The sequence below is a fragment of the Halorubrum sodomense genome (genome assembly GCF_900111935.1).
GTDB classification, from domain to species: domain Archaea; phylum Halobacteriota; class Halobacteria; order Halobacteriales; family Haloferacaceae; genus Halorubrum; species Halorubrum sodomense.
Map to the genome: position 1 here is coordinate 42,693 of NZ_FOYN01000002.1, position 12,403 is coordinate 55,095.

Consider the following 12,403-nt stretch of genomic DNA (forward strand, 5'->3'; position numbering starts at 1 on the left):
CCCGTACTCCGAGCCGAACGGCGGCCGACACCACCGATTTCCCGCGTTCAGAGACGCACATGGTCGACAGACGCCACGACAGTCAGACGGACCGCACCGGCTTCGACGAGACGAAGAACTACCTCTCGAACGCCCTCGGTCGCGTGGTGCCGCGATCGGTTGCGCGGCGAGCGATAGCGGTGGCCGTCAGCACGGACGCCGCCGAGTACGCGCCCGACGAGCCGGTCGAGATCACCGTCACGATCCGCAACCGCCTCCCGGTTCCCATCGAGGTCCCCACGTCGACGCGCCGCTCGTGGGGATGGGCGGTCGACGGCGTCTTGGAGGCCACCGACGAGCGGCTCTACGTGCGCCCCGAGGAGTCGGCGCTGTCGCTCCGAGCCGGCGAGACGAAGCGGGCGACCGCTACGTGGAACGGTCGGTTCCGCCGCACCGACGGCGACGGGCTCGACCGGTCGGTCCGGGCCGATCCCGGGGAACACACGATTTCGGCGTTCGTGCCGGTTCCCGACGGCGACGAACGCTACGAGGCCGCCACGCAGATACGGATCCGGTAGTCGCCGGAGCCCGACCCGTCGCGGTCGGGGGCCCGGCTCCGTCGAACTTCGAACGCGGTAGCGCGGTCAGTCGTCCGCTTCGGGTCGACCGGGACGCGCCGCGCCGTCCAACGCGGCCTCGTCGACGGCTGCCGCGATCGCCTCGTCGCGACGCAAGTGGCACGCCGCGTAGTGGCGGCCGTCGCTCCGATCGGACTCCACCTCGTACGCGGGGTCCGTGGTCGCGCAGACGCTCTCGTCCGCGAACCGCTCGGTGAGGATCCCCTCCGCGTCGTCCCACTCGTCGCGCTCGATGTGACCGAGCGCCTCGTCGAGCAGGGTGCCCGCGTCGCCGCCCGGTACCGCGCCGTCGAAGTACCGGTTCCGAAGGGCGTCCGGATCGGTCTCCTCGAACGCCCGGCGCTTGACCGCGCGCTGGAACTTCACGACGTTCCGCCAGGTGTCCTCGGGCATGTCGTACGACTCCGGCTGGATCAGCCTCGGGCACCGCGTCCGGAACCGACAGCCGGAGGGCGGATCGATCGGGGAGGGGACGTCGCCGGACAGCAGCTCCTTCCGTCCGCCGCTTCTCGGGTCCGGAACCGGAATGGCGTCGAGCAGCGCCTCCGTGTACGGGTGTTTCGGGTTCTCGAACAGCTCCTCTTTGTCGGCCAGTTCGACGAGGTTCCCGAGGTACATCACCGCCACCCGGTCGGAGATGTGGCGGATGACGCTCAGGTCGTGCGCGATGAACAGGTACGTCAGGTCGAACTCCTCCTGGAGCTCCTCCATCGTGTTGAGCACCTGCGCCTGGATGGACACGTCGAGGGCGCTCACCGGCTCGTCGCAGACGATGAAGTCGGGGTTCACCGACAGCGCCCGCGCGAGGTTCACCCGCTGGCGCTGCCCGCCGGAGAACGCGTGCGGGTATCGGTTGTAGTGTTGCGGGTCGAGTCCGACCTTCTCTAACAGCTCCTTCGCGCGCGCTTCCCGTCCCTCCTCGTCGAGCATCCCGTGAGCCTTCATCGGCTCTTCGACTATCGGCCCGACCTTCATCCGCGGGTCGAGCGACGACTGCGGGTCCTGGAAGATCATCTGCATGTCCTTCCGCTTCCGCCGCAGCGGCTCGCCGGAGAGCGCCGCGAGGTCCTCGCCCTGGAAGTAGACGCTCCCGCTCGTCGGTTCGAGCAGCCGGAGGACGGTTCGCGCGAGCGTCGACTTCCCGCAGCCGGACTCGCCCACGAGCCCGAGGGTCTCGCCCTCCTTGATGTCGAAGCTCACGCCGTCGACGGCGCGGACGTCGGAGGCCGACCGCGAGACGTACGGGAACTCGTCGTCGAGCTGGACGCCGGCGAGCAGCCCGCTCTCGTTGTCGAAGTACTTGCAGAGGTCGCGGACCTGTAACAGCGCCTCGGAGTCCGACTCCGGCGGGCCGACCTCGCTCATTCCGCCTCACCTCCGGTCTCGGTGAGGCCGGCGGAGAACCCGCCGGTGGCCTGCGTCTCGATCGACCGGCTCTCGTCGTACCCCACGTCGAACGCGTCGTGTTTCACGCACGCCGCCGTGTGTACGGGCTCGCCCTCCTCGCTCAGGTCCCGTAGCTCCGGGTGGACTTCGCGGCACACCTCCCGCGCCTCGGGACAGCGCGAGTGGAACCGACAGCCGGCGGGCGGATTGATCGCCTCCGGCATCACCCCCTGGATCGGCCTGAGCTCGTCGACCGTCCTGTCGGGCCGGGGCATCGAGTCGAGCAGCGCCGACGTGTACGGGTGTTTCGTGTCGTAGAACAGGTCGTCCACCTCGGCCTGCTCGATGATCTCGCCGAGGTACATCACGTTGACCCGGTCGCAGATCTCCGCGACGACGCTCATGTCGTGGGTGACCCAGATGAACGACGTGTCGTACTTCTCCTGGAGCTCAGTCACCATCTCGAGGATCTCGCCTTCGACGGTGACGTCGAGCGCGGTCGTCGGCTCGTCGGCGATGATCAGGTCCGGCTCGCAGGCGAGCGCCATCGCGATCAGCACGCGCTGTCGCATCCCGCCGGAGAACTGGTGCGGGTACTCGTCGTACCGCGACTCGGGCGCCGGGATCCCGACCTCTCTGAGCATGTCGATCGCCTCCTCCTTCGCCTCGTCCGCGCCGAGGTCGCGGTTGATCTCGATGAACTCCCGGAGCTGCCCCCCGACGGTGAACACGGGGTTCAACGACTCCATCGGGTCCTGGAAGATGATCGCGATCTCCCGGCCGCGGATCCGCTCGCGCATCTCCGACTCGGAGAGCATCTCGTCGCGGGGGCGCAACTCGCCGGCGTCGTCCTCCTCGAGCCCGAAGATCGTCTCTCCTTTGAACTCGATTTCGCCGCCGACAATCTCGCCAGGGCTGTCGACGAGCCGGAGGATACTGGAGGTCGCGACGGACTTTCCGGCGCCCGACTCTCCGACGAGCCCGACGATCTCTCCCTCGTACACGTCGAAGGAAATCCCGTCGACCGCGCGGACCGTCCCGTCTTCGGTGAAGAACTGTGTCTTGAGATCGCGTACGCTGAGTAGTGGTTCAGTCATATCAGTTGTTTATCCGCGGGTCGAGCGCGTCCTGTAGACCGTCGCCGAGAATGTTGAAGCCGATGACGGTGATCAGAATAGCGATTCCGGGGAAGATACTGAACGTCGGCGCGGGAAGCATGTACGCCCGCGAGGCCGACAGCATCTGTCCCCACGACGGCGTCGGCGGCTGTGCGCCGAACCCGAGGAACGAGAGGCCGGCCACGATGAGGATGCTCACCCCGACCTGAAGCGTCGCCTGGACCAGCACCGGCGCGAAGCTGTTCGGGATGATATGCTGGAAGATGATGTTTCTGTCTTTCACCCCGGCGGCCCGCGCGGCCTCGATGTAGTCCTCCTCGCGGATGGAGACGACGCGAGACCGGATGAGTCGGTTGAACACGGGGACGGCCGTGATCCCGACGCCGATCATCGCGAACGTGAGGTTCCGCCCGAACGCGGTCATGAACGCGATGACCAAGACGAGGAACGGAATCGCGTAGATCGTCTCCGTCACCCGCTGGAGCACGTCGTCGATCCAGCCGCCGTAGTAGCCGGAGACCGCGCCGATGACGGTGCCGCCGCCGAGGCCGATCGCGGTTGCGAGGAACCCGACCGTCATCGCGATCCGCGTCCCGTAGATGGTCCGGGAGAGCAGGTCTCGACCCCGGTGGTCGGTGCCCAGCGGGTGTTCGATCACGCCCTCACCGAACTGGTTCTCCATGCCGACAGGGGGGAGCAGCCGCCGGACCTGCTCCGGGTCGGCCTCGGGGTTGTACAGTACCGCTTCCGCGATCGCGTAATTGAGGACGTAGTAGTCGAACGCCGCGAAGATCGCGACCAGGGTCATGAACCCGACGATATATGACCCGACCCGCGCCGTCGTGTCCTGTCGAACCTGTTTCAGCGTGTATCGAAGCCCGACGCGGGCCTCGACCTCGTCGGGCCCGCCGCCGCTCTCGTCGCCGCCGTTCGGGGTGTCGTCGTCCGAAGTTGCGCTGTTGGTCGACATTACTCGTCACCGTAGGTAACTCGCGGATCGAGGTAGCCGTACATGATGTCCGTGATGATCACGCCGATCACGTAGACGAACCCGAACACGAGCGTCGTCCCCATGATCAGCTGGTAGTCCTGGTTTTGAATCGCCGTGATGATCAGTCTCCCCATCCCCTGGATTCCGAAGACGGTCTCCGTGAGGACGGCGCCGCCGAGCGCGGTCGACAGCCCGAGGCCGATGATGGTGATCACCGGGAGCTGCGCGACCTGGAACGCGTGCTTGCGGACGATCGTCGACTCGGGCACGCCGTACGCCCGGGCGAGCTTCACGTACTCGCCCTGGAGCGAGTCGACCATCGACGAGCGCTCGATCCGCGTGATCTGTGCCATCTGGAGCGTCCCGAGCCCGATCATCGGCAAGAAGAGGTGGTGTGCCGACTGGCGGATCACCTCGATCTGCGTCGCCGCCCCGCGAACGTCCGTCGGATCCGCCCACGGCAGGACGAGTCCGCGTGCGGGGAACCACCCGAGGTAGAACGCGAAGACGATGATCAACACCAACCCGATCCAGAACGACGGGGTGGAGACGCCGATCAGCGAGATGATCCGGGAGATGTGGTCCGCCGGCTCGTTCCGCCGCTTGGCCGAGATGACGCCGAGCGGAATCGCGGTGACGATCGCGAACGCGAACGCGGACAGCATGAGCAGCAGCGTCACCGGCAGCCGGAGCATGATCATCTCGAGGACGGGGCGGTCGTAGTAGATGCTGAGCCCGAGATCGCCCGTCGCGACGCTGGTGAGGTACGAGAGGTACCGCTGGTACAGCGGCCGGTCGAGGCCGTACTGGGCCCGGATCGCCTCCACCTGTTCCTGTCCCGGCGTCGGTCCCAGCATGATTTCGACCGGATCGCCGGGGATCTGGTTCGCCAGGAAAAACGTTATCGTCACGATACCTATCAGTACGGGTATCGCCTGTGCGAATCGTCTGAGTGTGTACCGAAGTAAACTCACTGTCGTGGATTCCTCGTTGTTTCGGTTCGGTTTTTGCCGTCGCTTATCCGTTCCGTTCCCGCCGGCGCATCAAGACGGTGACCGCGGAGGGCCGCCGAACGCGTCGACCGGCTCCCGACGGGCTCGCGTTCGGAACGCGCGCGGCCGTCTCCGCGTCGCGGTCCGTCGTTTTCGAGCGTCGTTCCGTCGTTCTCGCGCCGCGACCGTTCGATAGAACGCGAGCCGACGGCGTTCTATCCCGTCGCCGGGTTATCGGGACACCGTGACGTCGGTCATCTGGAGCTCCGTCGAGATCGGGTGCGCTTCGAAGCCCTCCACGACGTTGCGGACGCCGTAGGAGTTGTTCAGGTTGTACGCCGGGAGGTGGACGCGACCTTCGAGCAGCGTCGTCGTCGCGTCGATGTAGAGCTGCCGACGCTCCTCGCGGTCGGCGGACTCGCGGGCCTGCGTCAGCTTCTGGGAGGCCTCGTCGTACTCGTGGAACGTCCCGTTGGTGACGCCGTTCGTCTCCTGGCTCAGCAGGTTGTACGCGAACGTGTCCGGGTCCGGGCTACCCGACCAACCGAGCGTGTACATGTTGTAGTCCTCCTCGTTGCCGGTGAGGTACGCGTCGAGGAACGTCCCCCAGTCGAGGCGCTGGACCTGGACGTTTTCGAAGCCGGCGTTCTGGAGCCCGTCGCCGATCGAGATACCGATCTGCTCGCGCTTGTTGTCCGGCGGCACGATGATCCGCCAGTCGTAGTCCATCGGGACTCCGGCCTCCTCGAACAGCGCCTGCGCCTCCTCGAGGTTCTGATCGTGGGGGATACTCGACCACTCGTCGACGGGGAAGTTCCACTCCTCGCTGATCGAGGAGGGGTACGGGCTGTACTGCCGCACGCCGGCCGGCGTGACGAAGCTCTCGACCGCCTGGTCCATCGAGACGCAGTAGTCGACCGCCTCCCGAACGAGCGGGTCGGACGTCGGCCCTTCGGCGCAGTTGAACGCGAGGTAGAAGTATCCGACGCCGGGCTCCTCGGTGATGCTGGCGCTCTGGTTGCTCTGGACCGTCTCGTACAGCTGCGGGGGGATGCTCTCGATGATGTCGACGTTCCCCGTCTCCAGTTCGGTGACCCGCGTCGTCTGCTCCACGATCGGCTGGAACTCGATCCCGCCGAGCTCCGGGAGGCTCTCGCTGTCCCAGTAGTCGTCCCACCGCTCCAGCGTCGCGAAGTTCTCGGGCTCCCACTCGACGAGCTGGAACGGCCCCGAGGTGACCGGGTCCTGGTTGTACGCGTCGACGTCCTCCTGACGTACGGAGGCGTTGACGACGTTCCGCGCCATGGCGATCGTGAACGCGCCGTACGGATACTTGAGATCGAACTGCGCGGTGGTCTCGTCGATCGCCTCCGCGGTGTCGATCATGTTCACCTCGGAGGCGTTCGCGGTCTCTTCTTCGATCGGCGCCATCATCGTGTGGACGACGTCTTCCGCGGTGACCGGATCGCCGTTCTGGAACTCGGCGTCCTCGCGGATCGGGACGATGTACCGCGTCCCGTCGCGCTCGACCGTCGGCATGTCCGCGGCGATCTTCGGCTCCAGGTTGACGCCGTCGCCGTACTCGTAGAGGCCGTCGAATATCCGCCCGGCGATCTGCGCGGACGGCACGTCGTTCATGATGACCGGGTCCATGTCGAGCGGGCCCTTCGCTTGCGCGAAGTACAGCGTCGAGGGGGTTCCGCCGTCGCCGCCGCCGCCGTCGGAGCCGTTGCCGCCGCTGGAACCGTTGCCGCCGCCGGAGCCGTTGCCGTCCCCGCCGCCGGTACACCCGGCGAGCAGGAGGGAGGTGCCGGCCGCCCCGCCGGCGAGGACCTTTCGTCGCGAAATGCGTTGTGTGGGTTGTCGACGCATACAGGCAACTCTTGTTTTCACTAGATAAGCTTTTGGGTCGGCGTGTCCGTACGGTCGGATCTGTTCGCTGTGTGCCCTCTTCTCAGTACGAATCCGCGCTACTACCGCCGAATCGGCGGAAACACTCGAATACGCCGGCGCTCGACGGTGGAACGGCATTCTCGCACGCGAGGGTGACAGCGACGTCTCGCGTCTCTCCGGGGAACCGTCTCGCGTCTCTCCGGGGGACCGTCTCGCGTCTCCGTTCGAGAGCTGCCACGGCGCGGTCGCCCCCGGCGTCACTCGACCGGAGCTAGCGATCGGCGGGCGACGCTCCGCCTCCGGCCTCTCCGACGTCCGTCACGGTCCCGACCCCCTTGCTCGATCCCTCGCGGAAGACGAAGCGCTGCCCCGCTTCGATCAGGTACGGTCGGAACTTGAACCGGACGCGCGCGTCGCCCGTGTCCCCCGGGAGCAGCCGCCCGTCCTCCGGGAAGAACGCGGCCGCCTCGGAGACGGTCTCGAGGTGGACCACCGGTTCGTACCCCTCCTGGATCCGAGTCGGATGGTTGAGCACCATCACCTCGGCGTCGAACTCGCGGACCGGATTCGGCTCGCTGTCGCGGGGCACCAAGGCCATCCCCCGCTCGATCTCCGCCTCGTCGACGCCCTTCAGCGCGATGCCGACGATCCGCCCGGCGGTCGCCCTGTCCACCCGGTGGTAGTGCATCTCGATCGACCGGGCCTCCACCTCGCGGAAGGACCCGTCGGGCATGGGGCCGAGCAGGAGTTCGTCGCCCGTCTCGACGGTCCCCGAGTTCACCGTGCCGGACGCGACCGCGCCCACGCCCGTCACCTTGTAGCTGCGGTCGACGTACATCCGGAACGTCTCGCGGTCCGGCGTCGCGCGCTTCGGCAGGCGCTCGAACAGGCGGTCCAGCGTCTCGATCCCCGCCTTCGTCACCGCGCTGGTCCGCAACAGGGGGACGACGCCGTCCCCGACCTCCGCGACCGCGGTGTCGACGCCGTGCCGGTCGACCAGGAGCGGGGTCTGTCCGGCGTCGCGGAGCATCGACTCCACGTCGCGCTCGACCGCCGCGAGCCGGTCGTCGCTCACGGCGTCCGCCTTCGTGATCGCGACGATGGTCGGCAGCTCCGTCGCCAGGAGGATCCCGAGGTGTTCCCGGGTCGTCGTCGTCGGCCCGTCGTCGGCGGCGACGACGAGGAGCCCGTAGTCGAGCTTCTGCCCGACGAGCCCGCGGATCGTCGTCCGGAGCCACGGCTCGTGACCGACGGTGTCGACGAACGAGACGAGCCGGTCGGCCGTCTCGACGACCCCGGCGCGGTCGGACTTCCGGTGCGGGTTGTCCATCCGAACCGGTTCGTCCGCGTCGTCCGCGAATCCGTACACCGCGTACGAGAGGTCGGCCGAGAGGCCGCGCTCGACCTCGTGGGGCTGGACGTCGAGGAAGCCGCGCGTGCCGCCCTGCCCGTCGTCGGCGCGGCCGGTGACCAGCGTCCCCACCAGCGTCGACTTCCCGTGGTCGACGTGGCCCGCGGTGCCGACAACGAGGTGGTCCTCGTCGGCCTCGAACACGCCGCCGTCGCGGAGCGTCGCGAGCCCGACGAGCCCGGCCTCGTCGGCGTCGCCGCCGGAGCCGGCGCTCCACGTCTCGACGTCCGCGATGTGGGCGTCTGCCTCGTCTGCCAGCAGCGAGAGCACGTCCATCGTCTCGGAGAAGGCGTCGGGGGAGACGCCGGCCAACCCCCCGTCGTCGGTGACGCCGAGGACGTAGGTCGCCTCGCCGTCGCCGGAGAGGACGCGGTGGCGGAGCTGGGCCACGAGCGACTCCATGCGCCCGTCGGCCAGGTGGACCTCGCGGGTCAGTCGCTCCTTGAACTCGATGGCGCCGCCGTCCCGCTCGCCGCGCTCGATGGCCCGCCGGAGGGCGGACCGGTCCGCGCTCATGTCCCTTCATAGGCGACAGCCGGGCTTAACGGTTTTCGTGGTACGTGACCCCACGACTCGTGATCGCTCGCGGCTCCTCGGGAGCGCTCCGGCGGACTATTTAATCGGGCGCCGCGAACAACGCCGGTATGGACACCTCGGTCCCCAGCGTCGCCGAACGCCGCGTCCACGTGGTCCCGCTCGGCTACGAGCGCGACCGCATCGTCGAGCCCCTCCGTCGCCACGGCGCCGACGTCGCGTACCTGCTCGTCGACGCCCCCGACCGCGACGGGGCCCGCGGCGACGTGGACTTCGAGGCGGCCGGCGCCGCCGACCCCGCAGACACCCGAATCGATCCCGGCGGGCTCACCGACTACCAGCGCGAGGCGTGGACGACCGCCGCCGAGTTCGCCGCGGTCCGACCGATCCCCGTCGCGCTCGCGGACGTGTACGACGTGCTCGGCGTGACGACCACGGTCGCCGCCCGTCACCGGGCGAGCGCCGAGGACGGCGACCGCCTCTTCGGGAACGTCTCGACCGGGCCGCGGATCGCCGCGGTCGGCGTCGCGCTGGCCTGTATGATCGTCGGCGCGCGCCCGTACAGCGTCGAGCCAGAGCGCCACCGCCACGACCGGCGCGAGGAACCGCTCACCGAGGGCGTCGAGCGCACCGTCGACCTGCCCATCTACCCGATGGACGCGCCCACGACCGACCAGGTCGCCGTCCTCGGTCGGCTTCACGAACGCTCCGAGGAGAACCGCACCACCGACAAGTGGAACTTGATCGAGTGGGCGCGCGAGCGCGACCTCTCTTTCCTCCGCGAGGCGGGCGAGAGCCGGACGGCGAAGTACCGCGCGCTGGAGACGCACGTGCTCTCGCCGCTGCGCGAGCGCGGCTACGTCGAACTGGAGGACATCGGACGCTCCGACACCGTCCGGCTCACGGAGACCGGCCGCCGGGTCTTCTTCGCGTTCAAGCACAAGATTGCCGAGTAGGGGGCTTCGCTCGATCGCCGAGCGGTGAGCGGTCGACACGCAAATCGCGATCCGTCCGATTCGAACGTGTTGTTCGGTCCGTCCGTACTGTCGACGGCTAACGTAGAACTATCCCCCGCACCTCGATTCAGGTGCGTGACGCCCGCCGGGCGGTCGGGGCGCCCTCCCTGCCCTCCACACCGCCTGTCCGCTATCAGATCCCGGTCGCCGCGGCCCCCTCTCGCGGCGATCGGTCCCCGCTGACGCCGCCGCGCCCGCCCGACGGATCGTCACGAAACGACGGGGCCGCCGTCGTTTTCTCCCCCTTCTGACGCCGACCCACAGCCTTAGCACGTCGCCGGCGCAGTACCGAGACGAGGCGATGAATCCCGTCGAGAAACACCAGTCGATGCTCGTCCTCACCGCCGTCGCGGTCGGCCTCGCCGCCGGCCAGATCGACCGCGTCGCCCCCGTCGCCGACCGGCTCATCGTCCCGTTCCTGATGGTGATGCTGTTCGCCGCGTTCGTCGGGATCCCCCTCTCTCGGCTGCGGGAAGCGTTCGGCAACCGCCGCGTCGTCGGGTCGAGCCTGCTGGTCAACTTCGTCTGGAGCCCTCTGCTCGCCGTGGGGCTCGGTGCCCTCTTCCTCCGGAACCAGCCCGCGCTCTGGGTCGGACTCATCATGCTCCTCGTGACGCCGTGTACGGACTGGTACCTCGTGTTCACCGACGTCGCCGACGGCGACGTACCGCTTGCCGCCTCCGTGTTGCCGTACAACCTCGTCCTCCAACTGGTGTTGCTGCCGGTGTACCTCTACGCGTTCGCCGGGACGCTCGTCGACCTGCCGCTCGCGCTGCTCGCCGAGAGTGTCCTCCTCGTGCTGGTCGTTCCCCTCACCGTCGGCGCCTTCGCCCGGTGGGGACTCACCCGCACGAAGGGCGAGACGTGGCTCCGAGACCGGTTCCTGCCCCGGATGGGCCCGGTCCAGGTCGGCTTCCTCGCGCTGGCCATCGGGGCGATGTTCGCGTCGCAGGGAGACGTGATCGTCGAGAACCCGCGGCTGCTTGCGCTGATGGCGATCCCCGTCGCGCTGTTCTACGCGATCAACCTCGCGGTCGGGTTCCTCGTCGGGCGCTCGCTCTCCTTCTCGTACGGCGAACTGGTCTGTTTCAATAACACGATCCTCTCGCGGAACTCCCCGACCGCGCTCGCAATCGCCGTCGTCGCGTTCCCGAACGAGCCGCTGATCCCGCTCGCGCTCGTCATCGGGCCGCTGCTGGAGCTCCCGCTGTTGGGGGTCATCGCACAGGGACACCTCGCGGTGAGAGAGCGGTGGACGGCTCGCCTCGACGAGCCGTCGACCGACCGGTAGCGCCGCGATTCCGCGCCGCCCGCTCACTCCTCCGTCAGGTCGACGTACGTCCGGCGGACGGTCACCGGCGTCACGTCGGCGGCGTCGGCCGCCTCCTGTTGGGTACACTCGGCGCCCAGTTCGCGGGCCGCGGTGTAGAGGCAGGCGGCGGCGACGCCGACCGGGTTGCGGCCGTTCGCGATCCCCTCCTCGACGGCGCGCTCGGCCAGCTCGCCCGCCCGGCGCTCGACGGCCGGGTCGCAGTCGAGGTCGCTGGCGAACCGCGGGAGGTACTCCGCGGGGCCGCTCGGCGCGATCGGGAGGCCGAGCTCGCGGTTCATCGCGTCGAAGGCGGCCCGGTGTTCGGCCTCGGTCGCCTTCGCCTCGGCGCACACCTCGCCGACGGTGCGGGCCACGTCGGCGGTGCGGCAGGCGACGTAGACGCAGGCCGCGGCGAACCCCTCCAGCGAGCGCCCGCGGAGCAGGCTCTCGTCTTGCGCGGAGTCGAACAGCGCGCAGGCGGCGTCGCGGACGCTGTCGGGAAGCCCCATGACGCCGGTGAGCCGCCGGATCTCGGTGTACGCGTACACCTTGTTTCGGTCGCGCTTCGTCGAGATCTGCGCGCGGTTGTGCTGGGTCCGCATCCGGGCGAGCCGCCGGCGCTTGCGCCCCTTCACCTTCGTCGAGCGGCCGATCTCCGTCGAGAGACCGCGGTCGTGCCGCGAGCGCGTCAGGGGCGCGCCGGTGCGCTTCGGGTCCGCGTCGTCGTCGTCGAACGACCGCCACTCCGGGCCGTGGTCGATCCGGTCGGCGTCGACGACGAGGCCGCAGTCGGTACAGACGCGCTCCGAGCTATCGACCCGCGTGCGGCCGCCGCACTCCGGACACGTCTCGCGGTCGGCCTCGGCCCGACCGGCCTCGGTCGCGTCCGCGGCTGCGGCGCGGTCGGCGGTCGCGGCGCGGTCGGCGGTCGCGACGTCGTCGGTCTCGGTCCGGGGCGAACGGGTTCGGGTCGAACGTGCCTCACTCATCACACGTCGAACTCCGGCCCGATGCCTTACTTAAACCCGGGTGAATCGGGGGTCGATCGCCCCGATCGCGGCGCTCGAACCGACCGATTATCGGTCGGTGATCCGGCGTTCGACCTCGCCGCAGTACGGTGGTTTTAACCATCC

Annotated in this window: 10 protein-coding genes; 3 read left to right on the forward strand and 7 right to left on the reverse strand. The window is 68.7% G+C overall.

Annotated elements, in window-relative coordinates; genetic code table 11:
- The first annotated feature begins 59 nt into the window (after positions 1 to 59).
- Positions 60 to 557: a hypothetical protein gene (locus BM286_RS05220; RefSeq protein ID WP_092920538.1), complete on the forward strand. Its 498-nt coding sequence runs from the start codon at positions 60 to 62 to the stop codon at positions 555 to 557.
- A gap of 66 nt (positions 558 to 623) precedes the next feature.
- Here the strand turns inward: BM286_RS05220 and BM286_RS05225 are convergent, their stop codons facing one another.
- The 6 genes from BM286_RS05225 to BM286_RS05250 all read right to left on the reverse strand — a co-directional run bounded on the left by BM286_RS05225 (position 624) and on the right by BM286_RS05250 (position 8,924).
- Entirely contained in the window at positions 624 to 1,982 is a 1,359-nt protein-coding gene (locus tag BM286_RS05225) for an ABC transporter ATP-binding protein (RefSeq protein WP_092920539.1), read from the reverse strand.
- The gene (locus BM286_RS05230; RefSeq protein WP_092920540.1) at positions 1,979 to 3,100 is read right to left on the reverse strand and encodes an ABC transporter ATP-binding protein; all 1,122 of its coding nucleotides are present in this window, start codon (positions 3,098 to 3,100) and stop codon (positions 1,979 to 1,981) included. Before BM286_RS05230 ends, BM286_RS05225 begins: the two co-directional genes overlap by 4 nt.
- A 1-nt stretch (position 3,101) precedes the next feature.
- Entirely contained in the window at positions 3,102 to 4,091 is a 990-nt protein-coding gene (locus BM286_RS05235) for an ABC transporter permease (RefSeq protein WP_092920541.1), read from the reverse strand.
- A complete protein-coding gene (locus BM286_RS05240; protein WP_255510254.1) occupies positions 4,091 to 5,086 on the reverse strand; it encodes an ABC transporter permease in 996 nt (331 codons plus the stop codon). Before BM286_RS05240 ends, BM286_RS05235 begins: the two co-directional genes overlap by 1 nt.
- A 249-nt stretch (positions 5,087 to 5,335) precedes the next feature.
- The gene (locus BM286_RS05245) at positions 5,336 to 6,976 is read right to left on the reverse strand and encodes an ABC transporter substrate-binding protein (protein WP_092920543.1); all 1,641 of its coding nucleotides are present in this window, start codon (positions 6,974 to 6,976) and stop codon (positions 5,336 to 5,338) included.
- 292 nt (positions 6,977 to 7,268) lie between these two features.
- Positions 7,269 to 8,924, reverse strand: coding sequence for a GTPBP1 family GTP-binding protein (locus BM286_RS05250; protein WP_092920544.1), 1,656 nt, complete (start codon positions 8,922 to 8,924; stop codon positions 7,269 to 7,271).
- 128 nt (positions 8,925 to 9,052) lie between these two features.
- Here BM286_RS05250 and BM286_RS05255 point away from each other — a divergent pair, with 128 nt between their 5' ends.
- Complete coding sequence (locus BM286_RS05255; RefSeq protein WP_092920545.1) at positions 9,053 to 9,898, forward strand: HFX_2341 family transcriptional regulator domain-containing protein; 846 nt, start codon at positions 9,053 to 9,055, stop codon at positions 9,896 to 9,898.
- 361 nt (positions 9,899 to 10,259) lie between these two features.
- Positions 10,260 to 11,249 (forward strand): arsenic resistance protein, encoded by a 990-nt coding sequence (locus BM286_RS05260; RefSeq protein WP_092920546.1) that lies wholly within the window; start codon positions 10,260 to 10,262, stop codon positions 11,247 to 11,249.
- Between the two features lie 23 nt (positions 11,250 to 11,272).
- On the opposite strand, the gene BM286_RS05265 is transcribed toward BM286_RS05260, so the two are convergent.
- Positions 11,273 to 12,259, reverse strand: a complete 987-nt coding sequence (locus tag BM286_RS05265; protein WP_092920547.1) for a transcription initiation factor IIB — start codon at positions 12,257 to 12,259, stop codon at positions 11,273 to 11,275.
- Between the last annotated feature and the right edge of the window lie 144 nt (positions 12,260 to 12,403).

Excerpts from the sequence above, each read along its gene's own strand:
- BM286_RS05265 (WP_092920547.1), bottom strand. The coding sequence starts at position 12,259 with ATGAGTGAGGCACGTTCGACCCGAACCCGTTCGCCCCGGACCGAGACC.
- BM286_RS05245 (WP_092920543.1), bottom strand. The coding sequence starts at position 6,976 with ATGCGTCGACAACCCACACAACGCATTTCGCGACGAAAGGTCCTCGCC.
- BM286_RS05220 (WP_092920538.1), top strand. The coding sequence starts at position 60 with ATGGTCGACAGACGCCACGACAGTCAGACGGACCGCACCGGCTTCGAC.
- BM286_RS05235 (WP_092920541.1), bottom strand. The coding sequence starts at position 4,091 with ATGTCGACCAACAGCGCAACTTCGGACGACGACACCCCGAACGGCGGC.
- BM286_RS05255 (WP_092920545.1), top strand. The coding sequence starts at position 9,053 with ATGGACACCTCGGTCCCCAGCGTCGCCGAACGCCGCGTCCACGTGGTC.
- BM286_RS05230 (WP_092920540.1), bottom strand. The coding sequence starts at position 3,100 with ATGACTGAACCACTACTCAGCGTACGCGATCTCAAGACACAGTTCTTC.
- BM286_RS05250 (WP_092920544.1), bottom strand. The coding sequence starts at position 8,924 with ATGAGCGCGGACCGGTCCGCCCTCCGGCGGGCCATCGAGCGCGGCGAG.
- BM286_RS05225 (WP_092920539.1), bottom strand. The coding sequence starts at position 1,982 with ATGAGCGAGGTCGGCCCGCCGGAGTCGGACTCCGAGGCGCTGTTACAG.
- BM286_RS05260 (WP_092920546.1), top strand. The coding sequence starts at position 10,260 with ATGAATCCCGTCGAGAAACACCAGTCGATGCTCGTCCTCACCGCCGTC.